At 72.7% G+C, this 22,414-nt stretch carries 25 protein-coding genes; 11 read left to right on the top strand and 14 right to left on the bottom strand.

Annotation, left to right across the window (positions count from 1 at the left end; translation table 11 throughout):
- Nucleotides 1-94: 94 nt before the first annotated feature.
- The 10 genes from ACFWUY_RS10205 to ACFWUY_RS10160 form a co-directional block, all read right to left on the bottom strand.
- Entirely contained in the window at nt 95-820 is a 726-nt protein-coding gene (locus ACFWUY_RS10205; RefSeq protein WP_384104810.1) for an alpha/beta fold hydrolase, read from the bottom strand.
- Nucleotides 821-896: 76 nt separating this feature from the next.
- Nucleotides 897-1,211, bottom strand: coding sequence for a GNAT family N-acetyltransferase (locus ACFWUY_RS10200; protein WP_384104803.1), 315 nt, complete (start codon nt 1,209-1,211; stop codon nt 897-899).
- Nucleotides 1,212-1,307: 96 nt separating this feature from the next.
- The gene (locus ACFWUY_RS10195; protein ID WP_384104796.1) at nt 1,308-2,051 is read right to left on the bottom strand and encodes a GPR1/FUN34/YaaH family transporter; all 744 of its coding nucleotides are present in this window, start codon (nt 2,049-2,051) and stop codon (nt 1,308-1,310) included.
- Nucleotides 2,052-2,066: 15 nt separating this feature from the next.
- Nucleotides 2,067-3,932, bottom strand: coding sequence for an amidohydrolase (locus ACFWUY_RS10190; protein WP_384105040.1), 1,866 nt, complete (start codon nt 3,930-3,932; stop codon nt 2,067-2,069).
- A gap of 17 nt (nt 3,933-3,949) precedes the next feature.
- Complete coding sequence (locus ACFWUY_RS10185; RefSeq protein WP_384104793.1) at nt 3,950-4,903, bottom strand: alpha/beta hydrolase; 954 nt, start codon at nt 4,901-4,903, stop codon at nt 3,950-3,952.
- 295 nt (nt 4,904-5,198) lie between these two features.
- Nucleotides 5,199-6,626 carry a dihydrolipoyl dehydrogenase family protein gene (locus ACFWUY_RS10180; protein ID WP_384104790.1) on the bottom strand — a complete coding sequence of 476 codons (1,428 nt, stop codon included), beginning with the start codon at nt 6,624-6,626 and terminating at the stop codon, nt 5,199-5,201.
- Nucleotides 6,626-7,219, bottom strand: coding sequence for a Dps family protein (locus tag ACFWUY_RS10175; protein ID WP_384104787.1), 594 nt, complete (start codon nt 7,217-7,219; stop codon nt 6,626-6,628). The genes ACFWUY_RS10180 and ACFWUY_RS10175 overlap by 1 nt, the downstream gene beginning before the upstream one ends.
- Before the next feature lie 110 nt (nt 7,220-7,329).
- Complete coding sequence (locus ACFWUY_RS10170; protein WP_384104784.1) at nt 7,330-7,851, bottom strand: DoxX family membrane protein; 522 nt, start codon at nt 7,849-7,851, stop codon at nt 7,330-7,332.
- 5 nt (nt 7,852-7,856) lie between these two features.
- Complete coding sequence (locus tag ACFWUY_RS10165; RefSeq protein ID WP_384104781.1) at nt 7,857-8,519, bottom strand: hydrolase; 663 nt, start codon at nt 8,517-8,519, stop codon at nt 7,857-7,859.
- A 357-nt stretch (nt 8,520-8,876) separates the two neighbouring features.
- Entirely contained in the window at nt 8,877-9,800 is a 924-nt protein-coding gene (locus ACFWUY_RS10160) for an NADP-dependent oxidoreductase (RefSeq protein ID WP_384104774.1), read from the bottom strand.
- 128 nt (nt 9,801-9,928) lie between these two features.
- Here ACFWUY_RS10160 and ACFWUY_RS10155 point away from each other — a divergent pair, with 128 nt between their 5' ends.
- The 3 genes from ACFWUY_RS10155 (at nt 9,929) to ACFWUY_RS10145 (ending at nt 13,317) form a co-directional block, all read left to right on the top strand.
- Entirely contained in the window at nt 9,929-10,990 is a 1,062-nt protein-coding gene (locus ACFWUY_RS10155; RefSeq protein WP_384104767.1) for a GlxA family transcriptional regulator, read from the top strand.
- 29 nt (nt 10,991-11,019) lie between these two features.
- A complete protein-coding gene (locus tag ACFWUY_RS10150) occupies nt 11,020-12,246 on the top strand; it encodes a YhjD/YihY/BrkB family envelope integrity protein (protein WP_384104761.1) in 1,227 nt (408 codons plus the stop codon).
- Between the two features lie 84 nt (nt 12,247-12,330).
- On the top strand, nt 12,331-13,317 hold the full coding sequence (locus ACFWUY_RS10145; protein WP_384104758.1) for a glutathione S-transferase family protein: 987 nt from the start codon (nt 12,331-12,333) through the stop codon (nt 13,315-13,317).
- A 678-nt stretch (nt 13,318-13,995) separates the two neighbouring features.
- Here the strand turns inward: ACFWUY_RS10145 and ACFWUY_RS10140 are convergent.
- Both ACFWUY_RS10140 and ACFWUY_RS10135 read right to left on the bottom strand, forming a co-directional pair.
- Nucleotides 13,996-15,162 carry an SRPBCC family protein gene (locus ACFWUY_RS10140; protein WP_384104754.1) on the bottom strand — a complete coding sequence of 389 codons (1,167 nt, stop codon included), beginning with the start codon at nt 15,160-15,162 and terminating at the stop codon, nt 13,996-13,998.
- Nucleotides 15,163-15,165: 3 nt separating this feature from the next.
- The gene (locus ACFWUY_RS10135) at nt 15,166-16,236 is read right to left on the bottom strand and encodes a histone protein (protein WP_384104749.1); all 1,071 of its coding nucleotides are present in this window, start codon (nt 16,234-16,236) and stop codon (nt 15,166-15,168) included.
- A gap of 198 nt (nt 16,237-16,434) precedes the next feature.
- Between ACFWUY_RS10135 and ACFWUY_RS10130 the strand changes: the two genes are divergently transcribed.
- The 8 genes from ACFWUY_RS10130 to ACFWUY_RS10095 all read left to right on the top strand — a co-directional run bounded on the left by ACFWUY_RS10130 (nt 16,435) and on the right by ACFWUY_RS10095 (nt 20,341).
- Nucleotides 16,435-16,806, top strand: coding sequence for a gas vesicle protein (locus ACFWUY_RS10130; protein ID WP_384104746.1), 372 nt, complete (start codon nt 16,435-16,437; stop codon nt 16,804-16,806).
- 30 nt (nt 16,807-16,836) lie between these two features.
- A complete protein-coding gene (locus ACFWUY_RS10125; protein ID WP_384104741.1) occupies nt 16,837-17,310 on the top strand; it encodes a gas vesicle structural protein GvpA in 474 nt (157 codons plus the stop codon).
- A gap of 3 nt (nt 17,311-17,313) precedes the next feature.
- Complete coding sequence (locus tag ACFWUY_RS10120; RefSeq protein WP_384104738.1) at nt 17,314-18,030, top strand: GvpL/GvpF family gas vesicle protein; 717 nt, start codon at nt 17,314-17,316, stop codon at nt 18,028-18,030.
- A 39-nt stretch (nt 18,031-18,069) separates the two neighbouring features.
- Nucleotides 18,070-18,318 (top strand): gas vesicle protein GvpG, encoded by a 249-nt coding sequence (locus tag ACFWUY_RS10115; protein ID WP_384104733.1) that lies wholly within the window; start codon nt 18,070-18,072, stop codon nt 18,316-18,318.
- Nucleotides 18,319-18,380: 62 nt separating this feature from the next.
- Nucleotides 18,381-18,806: a gas vesicle protein gene (locus tag ACFWUY_RS10110; protein ID WP_384104727.1), complete on the top strand. Its 426-nt coding sequence runs from the start codon at nt 18,381-18,383 to the stop codon at nt 18,804-18,806.
- Entirely contained in the window at nt 18,803-19,729 is a 927-nt protein-coding gene (locus ACFWUY_RS10105) for a GvpL/GvpF family gas vesicle protein (protein WP_384104723.1), read from the top strand. The genes ACFWUY_RS10110 and ACFWUY_RS10105 overlap by 4 nt, the downstream gene beginning before the upstream one ends.
- Nucleotides 19,726-19,947 carry a gas vesicle protein gene (locus ACFWUY_RS10100; protein ID WP_384104721.1) on the top strand — a complete coding sequence of 74 codons (222 nt, stop codon included), beginning with the start codon at nt 19,726-19,728 and terminating at the stop codon, nt 19,945-19,947. The genes ACFWUY_RS10105 and ACFWUY_RS10100 overlap by 4 nt, the downstream gene beginning before the upstream one ends.
- Nucleotides 19,937-20,341: a gas vesicle protein K gene (locus tag ACFWUY_RS10095; protein WP_384104718.1), complete on the top strand. Its 405-nt coding sequence runs from the start codon at nt 19,937-19,939 to the stop codon at nt 20,339-20,341. Before ACFWUY_RS10100 ends, ACFWUY_RS10095 begins: the two co-directional genes overlap by 11 nt.
- A 29-nt stretch (nt 20,342-20,370) precedes the next feature.
- Here the strand turns inward: ACFWUY_RS10095 and ACFWUY_RS10090 are convergent, their stop codons facing one another.
- Together ACFWUY_RS10090 and ACFWUY_RS10085 are read right to left on the bottom strand one after the other, a co-directional pair.
- The gene (locus tag ACFWUY_RS10090; RefSeq protein WP_384104715.1) at nt 20,371-20,634 is read right to left on the bottom strand and encodes a GlsB/YeaQ/YmgE family stress response membrane protein; all 264 of its coding nucleotides are present in this window, start codon (nt 20,632-20,634) and stop codon (nt 20,371-20,373) included.
- A gap of 165 nt (nt 20,635-20,799) precedes the next feature.
- Nucleotides 20,800-21,963, bottom strand: a complete 1,164-nt coding sequence (locus tag ACFWUY_RS10085; protein WP_384105037.1) for an aromatic acid exporter family protein — start codon at nt 21,961-21,963, stop codon at nt 20,800-20,802.
- Between the last annotated feature and the right edge of the window lie 451 nt (nt 21,964-22,414).

The raw sequence follows: 22,414 nt of genomic DNA, 5'->3' as shown, positions 1-22,414 counted from the left end.
GAACGAAATCGACCAATCGTTCCAGTTCAGAGACGTGCGCGGAGGTGCCGACCCCGGCCGGCGGGCGGGGTCGGCACGCTGCCCGGCGGGCGGGTCAGCCGGCCGTGGACCGGACGGCCTCCTGGATGAGTTCGGCCACGGCCTTGGGCTGGGCCAGCATGACCAGGTGCGAGGAGTCGACCTCGACGGTGGTCATGCCGGCCCGCTCGTAGCCGTAGCGCTCCACATCGGGGTTGATGGTCCGGTCGGAGGTGGCGACCAGCCCCCAGGAGGGCTTGGTCCTCCACGCCGCGGCCGGCGCCGCCTCGGCGAAGGCCCGTGCGGCCAGGGGGCGCTGGGAGACGGCCAGGACCGCGGCGAGCTCCGGCTCGACGTCCGCGGCGAAGATGGCGGGGAACCTGTCGGCCTCCACCGACACGTCGGTGCCGGTCTCGGTGGTGCCGGCCACGGGGAACGGCGTGTACACGAGCGCGTCGGCGAGGCCGGAGTCGGGGAAGCGGCCCTGCAGCTCGCCCAGGCTCTCGCCCTCCTCGAGGGCGTACCCCGCCAGGTAGACCAGCGCCCGGACGTTGTCCTCCGTACCGGCGAGGGTGATGACGGCGCCGCCGTACGAGTGCCCCACCAGGATCACGGGCCCTTCGACGGCGCGTACCACCGAGGCGATGTACGCGGCGTCGTCGAGCAGGCTGCGGTTGGGCACCGCCGGAGCGATCACGTCGAGCCCCGCGGCGGTCAGTTCGGGGATGACACGGGCGTAGCTGGAGGCGTCGGCGAAGGCGCCGTGGACCAGGACGACGGTGGGGCGGGTGGATCGGGACACGGGGAGACTCCTCGTCGTGCGGTGGAAGTGCGGTGGTGGAAGTGCGGTGGAAGCGCGGAGGGCGGAGGGGCGCGCGTCACAGTCCGAAGCGCGCACGGCTCGGCTCGGGCACCAGGTCGGCGTACTCGGGGTGCTTGCCGATCCAGCCCCGGACGAAGGGGCAGTACGGCAGGACCCGCAGTCCGCGTGCCCCGGCGTCGTCGAGGGCTCCCCGGGCGAGCAGCCCGCCGAGCCCCTGGCCCGCGAAGCGGGGATCGATCTCGGTGTGGATGAAGGCGATCTCTCCCTCGGAGAGGAAGTACTCGGCGAAGCCCGCCGTCTCGGTGCCGTCGTCACCGGCGAGGATCTCGTACCGGGACTTCTCGGGTCGGTCCTTCACCTGCGGTTCCATGGTGTTGCTCCTCTGCGCCCGCGATGTGCCTGGCGAGCTGTGCGTGACTGGTGTGCGTGACCGGTGTGCGTGATGCGCGTGTTCAGGGGGCCGGGTTCACAGGGTGCGGCGTACGCCCGCCTGGCGTTCGAGGTTGCGCAGCTGGACCGCGAGGTCGCCCTCGACGGCCGTGTGCGCGGGGCCGCTGCGGCCGATGGGCAGCACCTCCTCGCTGCGCATGTCCTCCAGCATCAGGGCGAACGCCGCGTACATCGCGACGAGCGCCACCAGGAGGCCGAGGACCCCGGACGTGCGGGTGAGCCATTCGGCGCCGGTGAGTCCCGACAGACCGGTGGCCGCCCAGCGGGGCAGGGAGACCACGATCACGAGCCACAGCGCGCGCTTGGGCCGCGTCACGGCGGCCATCAGCGCGCCGAAGCAGAGGAACGTCAGGTTGAAGACTCCCAGGACCCTGAGGCCGTCGGCCGCGCCGCTGAACATGACGAGCGAGTAGGCCAGCCAGCTGCCGGCGAAGACGCCCATGAGCGTCGCCGCGATCACGTCCCGGGCGCCGAAGGCCAGGACGCTCACCAGGAGTTGGAGCGCGAAGGCGGGCAGTACGCAGAGGGCGACGGCGGCGCGGGCCTCGGCGTCGAAGAGCCCGAGCTGGAGGCAGCCCGTCATCACGGAGGCGATCGCCACCGTGAAGAAACCGAGCGGCATCGGTGAGGCGATGGGACGCAGGTTGATCCGGGTCATCGACCGGAGGTCCGGTTCGAAGCGGCGTCCGGGAGGGGCGTCGGGCCTGCTGTCCGGAGGGGCGTCGGCGCCGTCGGCGGCCGCGGAAGGGGCAGTACTCATCGGGTGGGTCCCTCGTCAGTGCGCGAAGCAGGGGTCGTGGAACGGCGGGGGCGTGTCGGCGGCGGAGCCGCGTGCGACCCGCCACAGGCGGTGCTCCTCCGACTCGGCGGCGGCCTCGGCCACGAGGGACGCCTGGCGGGCGCCCTTCTGGTAGCCGCCGAAGTGGGCCACCGGGCTCCACTCCGGGGCGACCGGCGGGACGGCCTCGTCGAGGCCCTCGTACTCCGCGGTCGCGTAGACGATCCGGCCGCCCACGACGGTGAGCACCGACTCGATGTCGGGGATGGCGGCGGCGGGCACGGTGAGGTAGTCGTCCGACAGGATCGCGAGGTCGCCGTAGAAGCTCTCCCGCAGGACGCCCTTGACGTCCTGCTCACCGGTGAGCCGTGCCCCGCCGCGGGTGTAGAGACCGAGCGCGGTCTCCCGGTCGATGAGGCCGGCGGCCGGATAGAGGGCCGTGCCGCCGACGGTCCTGCCGGTCACCAGCCAGTGCAGCGCGACCCAGGGGTTGTACGAGGACACGCGGGTGGCGTCCGTGCCGGCGGCGACGGTCAGCCCGCGGTCGAGCATGGCCAGGACCGGAGGCGTGTGGGCGGTGGCGGCGGCGCCGTAGCGGTCGAGGAACGCGGCGCCCTGGAAGGACATCCGGTTCTGCACGGACACGGCGCCGCCGAGGGCCGCGATCCGGTCCAGGCTGTCGGCGGAGACCGTCTCCGCGTGGTCGAAGAGCCATCGGTTGCCGCCGGGGAAGAGCCCTTCGGCGGCGAGCTTCTCGAACACGGCCAGGTCGCGGCGGATCGTCTCGTCGTAGGTGGCGTGGAGCCGGAAGCCCCAGTCGTTCTCCATCAGCAGCCGGACCGCCTGCTCGAACTCCCCCTCGTACCCCTCGGCGAGTTCGGGCCGGGGTTCGGAGAAGTTCTCGAAGTCGGCGGCGGCCCAGGTCAGGTTCTCCCCCGCGCCGTTGAGGCGGAGCCACTCGTCGCCGTCTCCGGGCTTCACCGTCTCGGTCCAGCGCTTCAGGTCGGCGAGTTCCTGCCCGGCCGTCTGCGGGAACAGGTGATAGGCGATCCGCAGGGACAACTCCCCCGACGCGGCCAGGTCCATGACGGTGGCGTAGTTGTCGGGGAAGTTCTGGAACCCGCCGGCGGCGTCGACCGCCGAGGTCAGACCGAAGCGGTTCAGCTCGCGCAGGAAGTGGCGGGTCGAGGTCCGCTTGTCGGCCTCGTCCAGGGCCGGTGCCTTGGCCAGGGTGGAGTACAGGACGAGGGCGCTCGGCGCGGCGAGGAGGACGCCGTTCGGTTCGCCGTCCCGGCCCCGTACGATCTGGCCGCCGCGCGGGTCGGGGGTCTCCCGGGTGAATCCGGCGGCCCGTACGGCGGCCCGGTTCATCAGCGCCGACTGGTAGAGGTGCAGGACGAAGACCGGGGTGTCGGGGGCGGCGGCGTTCAGCTCGGCGACGGTCGGCATCCGGCGCTCGGCGAACTGCTCGGCGGTCCAGCCGCCCACGACCCGGATCCACTGCCCCCTGGGGGTGCGGCCGGCCTGCTCGCGCAGCATCGCGAGGGCCTGGCGGAGGCTGCGCACGCCGTCCCAGCGCAGTTCAAGGACGTAGTTCAGGCCGCCCCTGATGACGTGCAGGTGGGAGTCGTTGAGCCCGGGGACCACCCGTCGGCCCAGGGCGTCGACGACCTTGGTCCCGGGGCCCACGAGACCGGCGAGGTCGTGGTCGTCGCCGAGGGCCAGGACCCGGCCGTCGCGGACGGCGACGGCGCGGGCCTCGGGACGGGCGGGGTCTCCGGTGAACACCTTCGCGTTGCGGACGAGGAGGTCGGCCTGCGCCTGTTCCCGCCGCGGGGCGGGCACGAGGCCCGCCACCGGCATGCTCGTCGACGGCCCGGTCACGCGAGGGCCTCGCGCAGTGTGCCGACCGCGAGGCCGATGGCGAGGTCCGCGGCCCGCGTCTCGCGCAGCGCGTTCAGCATGACGAAGTCGTGGATGGCCCCCTGGACGCGGAGGGCGGTGACCGGCACCCCGGCGGCGCGGAGCTTCGCGGCGTACGCCTCGCCCTCGTCGCGCAGGACGTCCGCCTCGGCGGTGATGACCAGGGCGGGCGGCAGGCCGGTCAGCTGCTCGGTGGTGGCGCGCAGCGGCGAGGCGGTGATCTGGGCGCGCTCGGCCTCCTCCGTCGTGTACTGGTCCCAGAACCACTTCATGGCGTCACGGCGCAGGAAGTAGCCCTCGGCGAACGCGTGGTACGAGTCGGTGTCGAAGCTCGCGTCGGTCACCGGGTAGAAGAGGACCTGGTGGGTGAGGTGGACGTCACCGCGCTGCTTGGCCATGAGGGTGAGGGCGGCGGTCATGTTGCCGCCGACCGAGTCGCCCGCGACGGCGATCCGGGTGCCGTCGAGGTCCTTGTGGTGTCCCTCGCGGGCCACCCACTGGGCGACGGTGTAGTTCTGCTCGACGGCGACGGGGTAGCGGGCCTCGGGCGAGAGGTCGTACTCGGGGAAGACCACGGCCGCCCCGGCGCCGACGGCGAGTTCGCGGACGAGCCGGTCGTGGGTGTGGGCGTTGCCGAAGACCCAGCCGGCGCCGTGGATGTAGAGGATGACGGGGAGGAGTCCCGTGACACCGCTCGGGCGGACGATCCGGGCGCGGACGTCGCCGGTCGGGCCGCCGTGGACGGTGATCCACTCCTCGTCGACGGCGGGCAGCGGAACGCCGTCGCCGCTCTGGACGTCGTCCACGGCCTTGCGGCCGTCCGCGACGGGGATCTGGTAGAGGTACGGCGGCTGGGCGGTGGCGTCGGCGAAGGCCTGGGCGGCGGGTTCGAGGATCGGCCGGTCGGTCATGAGGAGTGCTCCTTCGGGGTGTTCCAGGGGACTTCTGAGGGGACTTCTGAGGGGGCGCAGCCCTGACGGGGGCTCGCTCCGGCGGGACTTGTCCGTCCGACGGGTCTCGCTGTGGCGGGACTCGATCCGCCGGACCTCGCCTGACGGGTGTGGTTCTGACAGGTGACGCCCTGACGGGTGTGGCTCCGGCAGGTGACGTCCTGACGGGTGTTGCCCTGAGGCGGTGTTCTGAGGGATGTGCTCCCGGCGGGCGCGGGTGGGCTCGGCGGGCGACGGGGGTGGCGTCGCCGTCGCCTCACAGGCCGTACGACTCGAGCAGCCGCAGCCAGACCTCGCTGACCGTCGGGAACGCGGGGACGGCGTGCCACAGGCGCTCCAGCGGGACCTCGCCCACGATGGCGACGGTGGCCGTGTGGATGAGTTCGGTCGCCATCGGGCCGGTGAGCGTGCAGCCGACGACGACTCCCCGGGCCTCGTCGACGACGAGTTTGGCGTGGCCCCGGTAGTCGTCCGCGTGGAGCGCGGCGCCGGCGACGTCGTCGATGCGGTACTCCACCGCGCGTACCGCGATGCCCGCCTCGCGTGCGGCGCGCTCGGTGAGCCCGACGCTCGCGAGCTCGGGGTACGTGAACACGGCCTGGGGGACGGCGTCGTGGTCGGCGTCGGCGCTCCAGGCCTGCCGGCCGCCGGTGGCGACGGGGCGGCCCGCGGCGCGCTCGGTGATGGCCGCGGCGCAGGCGCGTGCCTGGTACTTGGCCATGTGGGTCAGCGGCGCCCGGTGGTTCACGTCGCCCACGGCGTACAGCCAGTCGCCTTCGAGACCGGTGACCCGGCAGGTGTCGTCGACCGTCAGCCAGTCACCGGCCGGCAGTCCGACGGTCGCCAGGCCGAGGTCGGCGGTGCGCGGGCGCCGGCCGACGGCGGCGAGGACCTCGTCACAGACGAGGGTGGCGCCGTCGTCGGTCTCCACGGTCACGGCACGGGTGGCCCCGTCGCGGGCCACCCGGGTGGCCGAGACCCCGAAGCGGATCGTGACGCCCATGCCGGTCAGGCCCCGGGTGACCTCCTCGCCGGCGCACGGCTCCCAGCCGGTCAGCAGGGCCTGGTCGCGGACGAGCAGCGTGACGGAGGAACCGAGCGAGCGCCAGGCGGTGGCCATCTCGCAGGCCACCACTCCCCCGCCGATGACGACGAGCCGCTCGGGCACCGCGTCGGCGGTCGTGGCCTGCCGGTTGGTCCAGGCACCGATCCGGTCGAGGCCGTCGACCGGCGGCAGGGCGGGGTCCGTGCCGGGGCTGAGGACGACCGCGAGCCGGGCCCGCAGGGTGCGGACCGTTCCGTCGGCCCCCGTCACCTCCACCCGGCGCGCTCCGGCGAGCCGGCCGTACCCGCGGACGAGGGAGATGCCTGCGCCGTTCAGCCAGCCGGCCTGGCCCGTGTCGTCACCGCGGCCGGTGAAGCGGTCCCGGCGGGCCAGGACGCGCCGCGGGTCGAGTGCCGCCGTGACCGCCTGCCGCGCCCCGTCGACCGACCGCGCGGCCTCCAGGGCGGCGGCGGGGCGCAGCAGCGCCTTGCTCGGCACGCAGGCGCGGTAGGAGCACTCGCCGCCGACGGCCTCGGCCTCGACGACGACGGCGGTCATCCCGGCCCGGACGACCCGGTCGGCGACGACCTCGCCGCCCGGGCCCGCGCCGACCACGACGACGTCGTACGTGTCCTCCATCAGCCGCGCACCAGAGGGGTGTCGACGAGGTGTTCGGCCAGGAACCACACCTGGGCCTCACCGGTGCGGATGACGTCCGAGACGAGCAGGTCGGTACTGCCCTCGTCGCCCTCCGCCTGGATCCGGGCGGCGGCGTCCCGGGCGTCGATCAGGATCCGCTCGTGTGCGTCGAGGAGCCGCGACAGCATGACGGGGACCTTCTCCACGCCGTCGGGCGGCCGGGGGATGCCCGTCAGCTCGGCGACGTGCCGCGGGTCTCCGACCGCGACGCCGCCGAGGCTCTGGATCCGCTCGGCCAGCGCGTCCACGATGGCCAGTTGGGCCTCCGCGTGCTTGTCCAGCATGAGGTGGAGGGAGTAGAAGGTGGCTCCGCGCATGAGCCAGTGGTGCTTCTTGTAGAGGGAGTACAGGATCTGCGTGTCGGCGAGTACGCGGTTCAGACGCTGGCAGGCGTACATCCGGGTGTCGTGGCCGAGGCCGATGGGCAGCTGCTTGAGGGTGCCGAACTTCTGCGTCTCGGCGCCCTTCTGGTGCAGCAGCGGCTGTCCGCCGCCGGGAGACGTGGTGGCGGGTGCGGTGAGTGCGGTGTCCATGACGTACTTCCTGATCGGGTGGGGTGGAGCGTCCGGCCGCGCGGCCGCGGGGAGGGCACGGCGCGGCCGGGAGGGCACGGTGCGGGCGGGTTCGGCCGCACGACCGGCAGTCAGCGCGCGTCGTGCGTGGCGGTCCGCGGCGCCGCCGGAGCGGGCCGGTGCAGGACGAGCCGGGCGAGCAGGCCGCTGCCCAGACCGGCCACGAGGGCGAGGGCCGCCCACCACAGCGGGTACGGCGTGAGGCCCAGGGCCGCGTCGAGGGACCAGGCACCGGGACCGGTGGCGGCGAGGGCGGCGGCGGTGCCGATGAGGACGAGCGGGTACTCGTATCCGTCGTTCTGCACCCAGAGGCCGTTGTGCCGCTTCACGGTGAGGGCGACCGTCATGACCCCGACGGTTCCGGTCGCCGCGAGCGGGGTCAGCAGGCCCGCGGCGAGCAGCAGGCCCGATCCGATCTGGCCACCGCCCGCCGCCAGGGCGGTGAGGACCCCACCGCGGAATCCGTCGGCGCGGAACTCCTCCGTGCCGCCTTCGAGTCCCCTGCCACCCAGGTGCGAGCTGATCTTCTGCACCCCGTGGCCGGCGACGAGGAGGCCCACCAGCAGACGCAGGACCAGAATGCCGGTGTCCACGGAGGTCAGCCCGCCGCGTGCGCGCCGATGACGCTCTGCGCGTATACGACACCCAGGCCGTACGCGCCCGCGTGGGCCTTGACGATCTCCATGACGGCGCCGTACGTCTCCTGGCGCGCCCAGTCCCGCTGCAGTTCGAGGAGCACCTGCACCCAGGTCACCGGCACCGCGCCGGCGGCGAGCATCCGCTGCAGGGCGTGCTCGTGGGCGGCCGGGCTGACACCGCCGGAGGCGTCGGAGACGACGTACACCTCGTAACCCTGCTCGAGGGCGGAGAGCGCGGGCAGCACCAGGCAGACCTCGGTCCACAGGCCCGCCAGGATGATCTTCTTGCGCCCGGTCGCCCTGACCGCCGCCACGAGGGCCTCGTCCTCCCAGGCGTTCATGGTCGTGCGGTCGATGACCTCGTGCTTGGGGAAGACCTCGGCGAGCTGGGGCAGCAGGGGGCCGGAGAACGACTCGGCGGCCACCGTGGTCAGGACGGCCGGCACGTCGAAGGCCTGAGCGGCCTTGGCGAGGCCCACGGTGCTGTTGATGATCGCGGCGCGGTCTCCGCTGCCGGTGCCGAAGAACATCTGCGGCTGGTGGTCGACGAACAGCATGACCGCGTTGTCGGGCGTGAGGAGGTCCGCGCTCGGGGCGGCCTGCACCTTGGCGATGTCGAACATGAGGGGTCCTTTCGGAACGGTCGGAAGGTTGCCCGCCGCCTGCGCGGCTCGGCACGTCCCGAAGCTACGGCCGGACCGGCCGCCCGAGTTTTCCCCTGGTGCCCACGTTTTGGCACGACAGCGCACTACCGGCTGTCGCCGTCCCGCCACCTGTACGCCCGAAGCCCCGGCCACCCGCCCGGCAGGGCAGGGGCCGGGGCGGGGGCGGGGCGGGCGGGCCTGCCCGGGGCCGGGGCCGGGGCCGGGACCGCGAACCGGGTCCCGGGTCAGGCCCCGGTCCCGTACGTCCGGGGATCAGGCGGTCGGAGGTCGGGCCACCGGGGACCGCACCGGGAGTACCGGGGACCGCACCGGGAGTCAGGAGACCGTCAGGACGATCTTGCCCGTGGTGCGGCCCCGTTCGCCGATCTCGTGGGCCTTCGCCGCCTCGGCCAGCGGCAGCACGGTGTCGACCACCGGCCTCAGCGCCCCGCGCTCCACCAGGGCCGTGATCTCGCGCAGGCCGAGGTGGTCGGGCTCGACCAGGACCCAGACCGCCCGCACGCCGGCCGGGGCGGCGGGGACGTCGCCCGGGCCCGGCAGGGTGATCAGCCTGCCCCCGTCGCGGAGCACCTTCAGGGAGCGTTCGGCCGTCTCCCCTCCGAGGCCGTCGAGGACGACGTCGACGCCGGAGACGACGTCCTCGAAGCGGGTCGTGCGGTAGTCGACCACCTCGTCCGCGCCGAGTTCCCGCACGAGGTCGTGCTTGGCCGCGCTCGCCGTGCCGATGACGTGCGCCCCGAGGGCCTTGGCGATCTGTACGGCGAAGTGCCCCACCCCTCCGGCCGCCGCGTGGACGAGGACCCGCTCCCCGGGCCTGACGTCCGCCGTGTCGACGAGCGCCTGCCAGGCGGTGAGGGCGGCGAGCGGCAGCGCCGCGGCCTCCACGTGCGTCAGGGACGCCGGCTTCGGCGCGAGGTGGCGGGCCGGCGCGACCACGTACTCGGCGTACGCGCCCGCCTGGCGCGGGAAGACCGGCATCCCGTAGACCTCGTCACCGGGCCGGAGGTTCCCCACGCCGGGGCCGACGGCCTCCACCGTGCCGGACACGTCCCAGCCGACGGCCGGGACGGCGCCCCAGCCGATGAGGGCGCCGCTCGCGCGGGTCTTCCAGTCCACGGGGTTCACCCCGGCCGCGTGGACCCGTACCAGGACCTCGTTCAGGCCCGGCTCGGGGCGCTCCACCTCGCGCTCGACCAGGTTCTCGGGCCCGCCCCACCGCTCCACGACCATCGCACGCATGCCGTCCGCCTCTTTCCGTCTCTCATCCGCGTGCCGCCGGGTCCTTTCCGGCGGCGACCCGTCCACGATCGGGCAATCCCTCCCGCCGCGGCGTTGGCCGTCTGGCCACTATGTGACAGGATCTGGCCATGAGTACTTCTTCCGGGCCGGCCGGACGGAACGAGCGGGCGGGACGACGGGTGAGGCCCCACCGCATCGCCGTGCTCGCCCTCCCCGGCGTGCCGCCCTTCGAACTCGGCATCCCCTCGCGGGTCTTCGGCAGCGCGATGGACGCCGAGGGCCGCCTCCTGTACGAGGTCGCCGTCTGCACCGCCGACGGCGCCCCCGTCCTCAGCGACGCCGGTTTCACCGTGCAGCCCGCCGCCGGTCCCGAGGTGCTCGCCGAGGCCGACACCGTGATCGTCCCGCCCACCCACGCCATGCCCGAGCTGGGCCGGGGAGGCCCGCTGCCGCCCGTCGTCCGGGCCGCCATCGACGGGATCCGGCCGGGCACCCGGCTCGTGTCGATCTGCTCCGGGTCGTACGTGCTGGCCGCCGCCGGACTGCTCGACGGCCGGCCGGCCACCACGCACTGGAACCTCGCCCCGGAGTTCCGCCGCGCGTACCCCAAGGTCAGGGTCGACGAGGAGGTGCTCTTCGTCGACGACGGCGACGTGCTGACCTCGGCGGGCGTGGCCGCGGGTGTCGACCTGTGCCTGCACATGATCCGCCGCGACCACGGCGCCGCGACCGCGAACCGCGCCGCCCGCATCTGTGTCGTGCCGCCCTGGCGGGACGGCGGGCAGGCCCAGTTCATCGACCGCCCGGTCCCGGAGCCCACCCTGGCCGGCACCACCGCCACCCGCGCCTGGGCCCTGGAACACCTCGCGGAGCCGCTGACCCTCGCCCGGCTCGCCGAGCACGCCCGGATGAGCCTGCGGTCCTTCACCCGCCGGTTCCGCGACGAGGTCGGCATGACGCCCGTGCAGTGGCTCACGGCGCAGCGGCTGGAACTCGCCAAGCAGCTCCTGGAGACCACCGATCTGTCGATCGACCTGGTGGCGCACCGGGCCGGGCTCGGCTCGGGGAACTCGCTGCGCGCCCATATGAGGACCGCGTTCGGCGTCTCGCCCGCCGCGTACCGCCGCGCCTTCGGCACCGGCGCGCCGTCGGGGCCCGCGAGGGCGGCGGACCTGGTCGGCGGCGCGTAGGACCGGCCGACGCGGGTACGCGCCCGGGCATGGCCGATCGAAACGCCCCCCATGACCGTCACCGCACGGAAGCCGACGCCGGACCCGGCGCGGAGACCACGGCCGATCCCCGTACGGAGAACACGGCCGGTCCCCGTACGGAGAACACGGCCGGTCCCCGTGCAGAGAGCGCGGCCGGCCCCCGCCCGTACACCGACGCCGGACCCCGTACGGAGGCCACACCCGCCGAGAACGGGCCGGTGACGGCGCCGGAGCCGGAGGACGCCGGCCCCGGCCCCGAGGTGGAGGAGCGCGCACCCGACTCGCCGACCCGGCTGCCCCGACGCTCCTGGCTCGCGGTGCTCAAGGGCTCGGTGCGGGAGTTCGGCTCCGACGAGCTGACGGACCGGGCCGCCGCCCTCACCTACTACGGCGTACTGGCCCTCTTCCCCGGGCTGCTCGTGCTCGTCTCCCTGCTCGGCCTCAGCGGGCCGTCGACGACGGACAAGGTGCTGGACAGCCTGCGCGAGCTGGCGCCGGGGCCGACCCAGGACGTACTCGGCCGGGCCGTGGAGAACGTCCAGGGCGGCACGGGCACCGGGGCCGTCATGGCGGTGGTCGGCCTCCTGCTGGCCCTGTGGTCGGCCTCCGGTTACGTCGGCGCGTTCATGCGCGCCGCCAACCGCGTCTACGACGTGCCCGAGGGCCGGCCGGTCTGGAAGGTCCTGCCGATCCGGCTGGGAATGACGGCGGCGCTCATGCTCATGGCCGCGGCGAGCGGTCTGATCGTCGTCTTCACCGGCGACGTGGCGCGCCGGGCGGGAGACGTGCTGGGCCTCGGCGACACCGCGCTGACGGTGTGGTCGATCGCCAAGTGGCCGGTGCTCGTCCTGCTCGTGACGGCGATGATCGCGCTCCTGTACTGGGCGAGTCCGAACGCCAGGGGCAGGGGGTGGCGGTGGATCACCCCGGGCAGCGCCCTCGCGCTGCTCATCTGGATGGTCGCCTCCGCGGGATTCGCCCTGTATGTGGCCGAGTTCGCGTCGTACAACAAGACCTACGGCACCATGGCCGGCGTCATCGTCTTCCTGATCTGGCTGTGGATCAGCAACCTGGCCGTGCTCCTCGGCCTGGAGTTCGACGCCGAGGCGCTGCGGCAGCGGGCGGTCGCCGGTGGCATGCCGCCGGACGAGGAGCCGTACGTCGAACCGCGTGACACCCGCTCGTGGGACGAGGAGGACATACGCGCGGTACGCAAGCGGGAGGGAAAGTGGTGACGGAAGCGGTGACGCCGGGGCCGACCGGCCTTCGCGGGCGTTTCCCGCCGGAGGCGCACGCGAAGAAGGGCCGGGCTGCGGACCATGGCTGATGACGGCGAGTACGAACGCGACCGGAACTACCTCACCACCCGCGTCACGGCCGACGGCCGGGACGGTTACCCGGTGGAACCCGGGCGCTACCGGCTGGTCATCGCCCGGGCCTGTCCCTGGGCGAACCGGGCCGCGATCGTCCGCCGGCTGATGGGCCTGGAGGACGTGCTCTCCCTGGGCGTCGCCGGACCCGTGCACGACGAACGCAGCTGGTCGTTCCACCTGGACCCGGGCGGCCGGGACCCCGTCCTCGGCATCGAACGACTCCAGGAGGCGTTCTTCCGGCGCGAGCCCGGATACTCGCGCGGCATCACCGTTCCCGCCATCGTCGACGTCCCCACCGGCGCGGTGGTGACCAACGACTTCGCCCGGATCACCCTCGACCTGGGCGGCCAGTGGGCGGCCCACCAGCGGGACGGCGCACCGGACCTCTACCCGGAGCGGTGGCGCGACGAGATCGACGACATCGCCGAGGCGGTGTACCGGGACGTCAACAACGGCGTCTACCAGTGCGGCTTCGCCGGAAGTCAGCACGCGTACGACCAGGCGTACCGAAGGCTCTGGGAGCGGCTCGACCGGCTGGAGGAGCGGCTCACCGACCGGCGTTACCTGGTCGGCGACACCATCACCGAGGCCGACGTCCGCCTCTTCCCCACCCTGGCGCGCTTCGACGCCGTCTACCACGGCCACTTCAAGTGCAACCGGCAGAAGCTGACCGAACTACCGGCCTTGTGGGGCTACGCGCGGGACCTGTTCCAGACGCCCGGCTTCGGCGACACCATCGACTTCGAACAGATCAAGGCGCACTACTACGTCGTCCACCGCGACATCAACCCGAAGGGGATCGTCCCCCTGGGCCCGGACCCCCTGGGCTGGCTCTCGCCGCACGGGCGGGAGCGGCTGGGCGGGCGGCCGTTCGGCGACGGTACGCCGCCGGACCCGCCGCCCCCGGCCGAGCGGGTGCCGCCGCTCGGCTGAGAGCCGGGCGCGAGGCGGTCGAGAGCCGAGGCCGGTGCGCGGGACGCCGCGGGCGCCCGCACACCGGCCTCGACCCCGATGGGCCGGGTCGTTCTAGGTCGCCGGTTCCGGGGCGGGTCCCGGCGGGGGCAGCGGGCCCGGCTGCGGGAAGGGCTCCGGTGACGGGCCGGGGGACGGCGGATCCGGTTCCGGCTGCGGCGGCGCCGGCGGGACGGGATCCGGCCCTCCGGGCCCCGGAACCGGCCCCGGCAGCGGTCCCGGCACGGGGCCGGGTCCTGGCCCGGGCGCGGGCGTCGGGCTCGGCGGAACGGGATCGTTCGGGGGCGTGCTCATGGACCCTCCTGACGTGTCGCCGTGTACGTGATCTCGAACGGACGCCTACCCGCGTTCGGGACGCACACGCGTCTCCGCGGTCCGGCCGCCCGCCTCCGCACCGCGGCCGTCCGGTTGCGGTCGCCGACCGGGCGGGCACCCCGTGCGCCGGGGCCCTGGGCGGGTTCACCGAGTGTGGGCCATTCTGCGCACCGCCCACCGGAGGGCCCACCGCAGGCCCCACATCGTCAGCCCCAGGAGCAGGCGGCGGACGACGGCCGGAGGTGTCCAGCGAGCCAGGGACCGGCTCCGCCGGAAGGGGGGCCTGGGGGACCTCACGCGTACCTCCTGATGCCGGAAGCGGACTCAGGCCGCCTGCCGCCTGCGCCGGCGGCGAGGAGAGGTCTCCTCCTCGTCCTCCTCGTCCTCCTCGGGCTCCTCGTCCTCCTCGTCCTCCTCGGGCTCCTCGTCCTCCTCGTACTCGTCCTCCTCGGCTTCTGCGGCGTCCTCGGGCTCGTCGGCGTAGCCGGAGTCGTCCTCGTCGACGGATTCGTCCTCGCCGACAGGTTCGTCCTCCTCGGCCGGTTCGTCCTCGTCGGCCGGTTCTTCTTCGTCGGCTTCCTCGTCCTCGCCGTACCCGTCCTCCGCGTACTCGTCCTCTTCCTCGCCGTCCTCCTCCTCGCCGTCCGCCTCCTGGTCCTCTTCTTCCGCTTCGAGGGCTTCCTCGTGGGTCCGGACCACTTCGCCGTCCCGGATCTCGCCGCGCCAGCCTTCCGGCTCGTCGCTGGTGAGCGTCACGTGACGCACGAAGTGCTTGAAGTCCAGCCGCAGGCGGCGGCCCTGAGCCCGCCAGATGTTGCCCGTCTTCTCGAAGAATCCCGCCGGGTGGTATTCGACGACGAGGACGATCCGGGTCAGTGACGGGGCCAGCTCGTGGAAGCTGACGCATCCCTTGGTGCTTCCCTTGGCGCCTTCGGAGGTCCAGACGATGCGGTCGTCGGGTACCTGCTCCTGGACGGTCGCTTTCCAGCCACGGTTGGACGGGCCGACCTTGACCTTCCAGTCACTGGTGGTGTCGTCGTTGCGCGAGACGTCACGGACGCCCTTGGCGAAGGTGCTGAAGTTCTCGTACTGCGTCCAGTGGTCGTACGTCGTGCGCAGCGGCAGCCCCACGTCCGCCACCTCGACGATGTTGACGAACTTCCCGCCGCCGCCCTTACGGCCCCGGCCCTTGCCGAACGCGTTGGACACGGTGTCCTTCACCTTGTCCTTGATGTTGCCGAACTTCTGGCCGGCGAAGGCCTTCAACGGCGAGTCGCCCTTCAGGATCCGGCCACCGATGCCGGCGACGTCGGAGAGCTTGCCGCCGTTGTCGGCCACGTCGTTGAGCTGGTCGGTGATGTCGCCGAGTTTGTCGGTGGCCTTCTCGGCCAACTGGTTCGCCTGGGCGCCCAGGAACTGGGACAGTTCGCCGAGCAGCTTGTCCAGACCCGATGCGGATTCCTTGTTGTTGTCGCGGTCTGACGTTGCCATGACCTACCTCCGCGCGGACTGCTTGCGGGTCGCCGTCTTCTTGGCAGCCGTCTTGCGTGCAGGGCTGCGGCCTGTGGTCTTCTTGGCCGCCGTCTGACGTCCGGCACCCTGGGCCGTGGTCCGCTTCTTCGGGGCCGCCGAACCGGTCTTCTTGGCGGCGGGCCTCGACGATGTGCTCTTGGCCGAGGTGCTCTTCCTCGCGGATGCGGTCTTCGCGGCGGGCTTTCCACCGGTGGCCTTCTTCGCGGCCGGCTTCTTCGCCGTCGCCTTCTTGGCGGGAGCGGCCTTCCTGGCGGGGGCGGTCTTCTTGGCGGGGGCGGTCTTCTTGGCGGCTGACTTCTTCGCCGTCGCCTTCTTGGCGGGAGCGGCCTTCTTCTCCGGAGCAGCCCTCTTGCGCGGTGCGGACTTCCGGGTCGACGCGGACTTCTTGGAGGCAGGCGGCTGCTCCTCGTAGTCCTCGTCCTCCTCCGCTTCCTCGTCCTCGTCCGCTTCCTCGTCCTCGTACGGCTCCTCGTCCTCCTCCCGCCCCTGGGCCTCTGCCTCGCCCTCGTCCTCCTCCGCTTCCTCATCCTCGTCCTCGTACGGCTCCTCGTCCTCCTCCCGCCCCTGGGCCTCTGCCTCGCCCTCGCCCTCCTCCGCTTCCTCGTCCTCCTCCGCTTCCTCGTCCTCGTCCTCGTACGGCTCCGCTCCCTCCTCGTAAGGCTCCTCTTCCTCTTCCTCTTCCTCTTCCTCTTCCTCGTCCTCGTCCTGCCGGGCACCGCCACGAGTGAGGTCGCGCGTGCGCTCGTGCAGGGAGTCCGCGAGGCCGGCCAGCTTGCGGTCGGCCGCGGCGCTCAGGGCCTTCTTGCCGGCGTCGAGGGCTTCCCCGCGCAGCTGGTCGCCGAGGTCGGCGAACTGGGGCATCTCCTTGACCTTGGAGAGGCCTTCCTTCAGGAGCTGTCCCGGGTCGAGACCGAAGCGGCGCCCCGCCAGATAGGTCGCCGCCGCGAACGCCATGCGGCCTTTCTTGGCCCGGCCGAGCACATAACCACCGGCCAGAGCTGCTCCGAGTGCGATTTTGGTCGTGTCCTGCATGTCCATCCCCTTCGACGAGGGTGCTTGCGGACCTGTCGGTGACGCCCGCGCAGCAGGCCGTCGCGTTCACGCTTCCGACCGCCGCATCAGTCCTGCTCGGACGGGTTCCTCAACTCTCCGCGCTCCTAGCACAGGACTTATAGGCTCATTTAGTGACATTCTAGGTTGTATGGCGCAGTCTCCCCAGGGGAGTGTCGTATGACTGCAGAACCCGCACGGCCACGGCGGACCTCTCAGCACGCTGCCGACGGGGACGAGGACCGGGAACGGCGGCCATCGCGGCGTTCTGCCTCCCGAGGGCGCCCGGGCGTACGCAACGCGGCGTCCGCGATGCGGTCGGCAGCCGAGCAGCTCTCCCAACTCCTCGGCAGGGCACCGGACTCGGTCTCGTCACTCAGGCCGACCGAGGACGGCTGGGAAGCCCAGGTCGAGGTGGTGGAGCTGGAGCGCATCCCGGACACCACCAGCGTGATGGCCAGCTACAAAGTCGCCCTGGACGAGGAGGGGGAGCTGATCTCCTACGAACGCACCCGCCGCTACAACCGAGGAATGATCGACCGGCCTACCTGACACGGCAGGCCGCCGGTGGAAGGAGGCGCCATGACCATGGTGCCGCAAGGCGGCAGCAGTCCCGCCACCCGAGGAGGAGGAGGAGGGGGCACCAGCAGCCTCTACGACGTCCTGGAGCTCATTCTCGACCGGGGTCTGGTCATCGACGTCTTCGTGCGGGTCTCCCTGGTGGGCATCGAGATCATCAAGATCGACGCCCGCATCGTGGTGGCCAGCGTCGACACCTATCTCCGCTTCGCCGAGGCGTGCAACCGCCTCGACCTGGAAGCGGGCCGCAAGGCGCCGGCCCAGCTGCCCGACGTCATGGGGAACGTCATGGAAGGCGGCGCGCGCGGCAAGTCCAAGGGCGCGCTGAGCGGAGCGGTCGAAGCGGTGACCGACTCCCTGGGCGGCGGAAAGTCCTCCCGGGACGAGGAGCCGGAGGAAGAGGAAGAGGAAGAGGAAGTGGAGACCCCCAGGCGACGGCGTCCGGCCCGGCGCCCGGCGCGGCGAGAGAAGGAGTAGCCGATGGCGCTCTACGTGTACTCGATCACCGCCGAGGCCCATCCGCGCCGTCTGGAGGGTCTGACCGGGGTCGGTTCCGACCCCGCCCCCTTGCGGACGGTCACCGCGGGGCCCCTGTGCGCGGTCGTCAGCGACGTCACCGAGGAGATCCGGCCCAAGCGCCGGGACCTCCTGGCCCACCAGGAGGTCCAGGAGCGGCTGATGGCCGACGGACCGGTCCTGCCGCTGCAGTTCGGCTACACCACCTCCGACGACCTCACGGTCAGGAAGGTGCTGGAGCAGAACACGGACGGCTACCTCGCCACACTGGACCGCCTCGAAGGCTGCGCCGAGTACCACCTGCGGGCCTCCCAGGAGGACGAGGAACCGCTGCTGCGCCGGATCCTCCAGGAGCTTCCCGAGGCGAGGGAGCTGAACCACCGGATCCGCTCCGGTGATCCCGATCCCCAACTGCCGCTCGCGCTCGGAGAACTGGTGGCACGCGAGGTGCAGGTACGGCACGAGGCGCTGGCCGCCGGTCTGGTCGAGGCCCTGCTGCCCTTCGCCCGCGAACACGCCACCCACCCGGCCACGGGGAACGACTTCCTCAACCTCTCGCTCCTGGTGCCGGACGAGCAGAAGGACGCGTTCCTCGCCGCGCGGGAGGACCTGGAGCGCGAGGCGGACGACGGCACCGGCCTCCGGTTCGCCGGCCCCCTGCCCCCGTACAGCTTCGTGTAGGCGCGACGGCCGGCCGTCGCACCGGAAGGGAGGACGACCATGGGGTTGCTGACCCAGCTGCTGACGCTGCCCGTCGCCCCGGTCCGGATGGCCACCTGGGTCGCCCGACAGGTCGTCGACAGAGCCGAGGAGGAGTACTACGACCCCGCCCCGGTATGGCGTGAACTCGCCGACCTGGAACGGCGGCTGCTGGAGGGAGAGCTGGACCAGGAGGAGTTCGACCTCCGGGAGGACGAACTGCTCGACAGGCTGAAGGAGATAGAGGAGTTCCGGTACGGGGCGCCGTGAGGTCCAGACGCCCTGCCGCCCCGACGTGCCGACGTCCCGACCGCCGAAGCGAGGCCGCCATCGTGAACGAACCGCTGCCCGACCGACTCGGAGGCTTCCCTTCCCGTGCCCCGGCATCGTACGGGTCGAGCTCCACCTCCAGTCTCGCGGACATCCTTGAGCGGGTCCTCGACAAGGGCATCGTCATCGCCGGCGACATCCGCATCAACCTGCTCGACATCGAGCTGCTGACCATCAAGCTCCGCATCCTGATCGCCTCCGTGGACAAGGCCAAGGAGATGGGGATCGACTGGTGGGAGCACGACCCCTCCCTCTCCTCCCGGCACACCGGCAGCCCCCTGGAACAGGAGAACCGCCGCCTGCGCGCCGAGCTGGAGGCCCTGCGCCGCGACCGGGCGGACGGACGAGAAGCCCTGGAGGGCGACGAGGAGCGCGACGAAGAACCCCGCGGGCCGGCCGGCGGGACGACAGGGAGGCGTCCGCGGTGAACACCGACACCGGCCGGGAGTCCCTCACGTACGTCTACGCCGTCGCCCGGCCCACGGAGCGCCTCGGGGAGCTCCTCACCGGCCTCCGGGGCGTCGACCGGGCACCCGTGACGCTCCTCCGGGCCCCCGCCGCCACCTCCGGCTCCGATGCCGCCACCTCCGGCTCCGATGCCGGCGTCTCTGGCTCCGATGCCTCTCCCGCTCCCTCGGACCCCCCTCCCGCCGCCCTCGCCTTCGTCGTCAGTCCGGTTCCGCACAGCGACTTCGACGAGGCCGGCCTCAAGGAGCACTTCGAGGACCTGCGGTGGCTGGAGGACGTGGCCCGCGCCCACCACGAGGTCGTTCAGGCCGTCGCCGTCCACACCGCCGTCCTGCCCCTGCGCATGGCCACCGTCTACCAGGACGACGCCCGCGCCCGCCAGGCCCTCGTCCGGCGGCACGACGCCTTCGCCCGGCGACTCGCCGAGCTCGACGGCCACACCGAGTACGGGGTCAAGATCCACCTCCCGGCGCCCACGTCCCCCGGCGCCGACGCGCCGCCCGCCGGTGCGGCCGCCCCCACCACGCCCGGCAAGGCGTACCTGCGGCGCCGCAAGGCCCAGCACCACGCCCGCGAACAGGTCTACCAGGAGGCGCAGCGGGCCGCGCGGACCGTCGAGGCGATCGGCGTCCACTACGCCTCCGAACGGGTGCGCCACGCCCCGCAGAGCGGTGAGCTGGCCGGGCCCCTGGAGAACGTCCTCAACGACGCCTACCTCGTGCCCGACCGGTACGCCCGGGAGTTCCGCACCGCCATCGAGCAGGCGGCCCGGGAGTTCCCCGGCGTCCCCATCGAGGTCACCGGTCCCTGGGCCCCGTACTCCTTCGCCGTGCCACCGGCCCAGGACCCCTCCCCCGGCGACGGAGGAGAGCGGATGCCATGACCCTCGCGGAGCACGGCGAACCACTGCCCGGCCGTCAGGTCGCCCTGGTCGACCTCCTCGACCGGCTGCTCAGCGGCGGAGTGGTCGTCACCGGCGACATCGTGCTGTCCATCGCGGACATCGACCTCGTCCGCATATCGCTGCGGGCGCTCATCGTGTCCGTCAGCTCCGAGACGACCCCCGCCACGGGGCAGGAGGGCGGCCCACGTGACCGGTGAACACCCCCGGGACCCTTCCGGCACCCCCGGCCCCCTCCATGACGTCGGCGCGGGCATGGCACAGGCCTTCCGGCTTGTCCAGGCGCCCCCGAGCCCTCGCGGGGGCGGACCGCACCGGCCCGCCCACCGCGTTCGCACCGACCACGAGACCGTCGAGGAGGACCTGCTGAAACTCGTCCTCACCGTCGTCGAGCTGCTGCGCCAGCTCATCGAGCGCCAGGCCCTGCGCCGCGTGGACGCCGGAGACCTCAGCGACGACCAGGAGGAGGAGCTCGGAGCGACGCTCCTCGCCCTCCACGACAGCCTCGCCGACCTGTGCGCGCAGCACGGCTACGCGCTGGAGGACCTCAACCTGGACCTGGGCCCGCTCGGCCCCCTGCTGCCCCGCGACTGAGGGAGCGACTACGGCCCCGCCCGCCGGCTTCAGTCCCTGCCTCGGACCACCAGGCGGTAGAGCCCCAGAAGGATGAGGGAGCCGATGATGGCGGCGACCCAGGTGGATATCTCGAAGAACCCGTCGATGGAGTCGACTCCGAAGATGACCTTGCCGAGCCATCCTCCGAGGAGACCGCCGGCGATGCCGATGAGCGGCGTGACGATACAGCCGCCGGGGTCCCGGCCCGGCATCAGGAACTTCGCGATGATTCCGACGATCAGACCCATCAGAATCCAGCCGATAATGCCCATGGCGCACGTTCCCTTCCCGTACTTCCGTACTTCCGTACTTCCGTACTTCCCGCAGACCTGTAGCGCCTGTGGACATCCGTCTGCCCAGCCGTCCCCTTCCGAACCGGGGAACGGGGCCGGCCACGGGGGGACGGTCCGCCGCCCGCGCCTGTACCGGCGGACCGCTCACGCCTCCGCGCGGGCGCGCCGGGACCGGGGCTTCAGGCGGCGGCGCCGTTCGCGGGTGTGCCGGTCGAGCTCCTCCATGAGACGCCGGCCCCGGTGCTCGGGGTCCAGTTCGTCGAGGATGCGATCGACCTCGGCGAGCAGCGCTCCGTAGAGCTGCCAGCGGTCCGGGTCCCGCAGCGCGAGGGCGAGCAGCAGGTCGGCGGCGCCGCCCCGGCAGGCGCGTGCCGCCCGCAGCTCGCCCGCGAGCCGCTCCTCCGCCGCCTCGGCCGCCTCGCTGCCGGGAGCCGTGACGAGCACGGCGAAACTGACGAAGGCGTCGGCGGTGTGCTGGGCCGTCTCCTGGAGGGCGAGCGCGGTCGGGTGGGGCAGCAGGTCCTCGCCGTCCCGCTGCTTCGCCAGGTCGGTGAGGGTGCGGGTGAGGACGCGCAGCACGACGGCGCAGATCTCCAGCGTGTCGAGGCCCGTGCGCAGCACGATGCGGTGCAGCAGGCCCTCCTTCACGCGCGGGTTGAAACGCAGGCTGTCCTCGGCCGTCCGCAGCGCGCCGTCCACGTCGGCCACGTCGTTGTCGAGCCGTCGCGCCTCGTGCAGGCGGGCCGCCGCCCGCTCGACGTGGGGCGCCTCGGCGAACTCCTCCGCCACGTCGAGCAGCAGCCTGCGCATCCGCCGGGCGAGGTCCTCGATCGACTCCCCCGCCGTGTCCACCCAGACGGGAGCGGCGAGCACCAGGTTGAAGAGCATCCCGACGGCGGCGCCGATCAGGGTCTCGAGGACGCGGTCCCACGCGGTGTACGCGACCTGGGTGACGCCGAGCACCAGCATCGCGCTGATGGCGACCTCCGGGATGAACTCCTCGACCTTCACGAGCCGCCCCACGAGGAGGGAGGCGAGGATGACCAGGGCGAGGCTCCACCAGGAGAGCCCGACGAGGACGCTGAACGCGATGGCGATGAGCACGCCGACGACGACGGAGTTCACCCGGCGCAGACTCGTGGTGAGGGTCGAGTAGAGCGTGACCTGGACGACGAGGAGCGCGGTCAGCGGCGCGGTGAGCGGCGCGGCCTCGCTGCTGAGCCAGAGCGCGACGACGTACGAGATGGTGGCCGCCGCCGTGGACCGTACCGTCTGCACGACGAACGGATCACGCCGCAGCCGCTTCATCAACTCGGCGTATCGGGCGCTCCGCCCGCTGCGCTGCGTCACGTGCTACCTCGCTTCGCTCACGGTGTCCCGCTCGACCCGAGCGTGCCACCCCATCCCCCGCCGACGGGCTCCGGCACACCGTGCTCCGCCCACTGCCCTCCGTACGGGGCCTACGGGGCTGCGCCTGCCCCGGTGGTACGGATCCCACTCCGGGCTCGTGCCGGGCGGGGGGAGCGAAGAGGCGGAGCCCCACCCGGCGTACGGGGTGGCCCGCCGGAGCCGCGTCGTGGAGCCCGTCCGAACCCTCATCGCTCCGCCCCTCGGTGAGTCTCCATCCGGCGCGCGGTCCGGCACGCGGGATCCATGAGGAGTTCCTGGCGCCGAGCTCAGAAGTCGCTCAAGTCCCTTGCCCGGGCGGGTCCCGGGCGGGCAACGTCGGTCCCACCATTGACCGATGGGCCGGGGGAAC

Source organism: Streptomyces sp. NPDC058664 (genome assembly GCF_042716635.1).
Taxonomy (GTDB): domain Bacteria; phylum Actinomycetota; class Actinomycetes; order Streptomycetales; family Streptomycetaceae; genus Streptomyces.
The sequence above is the reverse complement of the archived record's forward strand: the minus strand, read 5'-3'. Positions and strand labels throughout refer to the sequence as shown.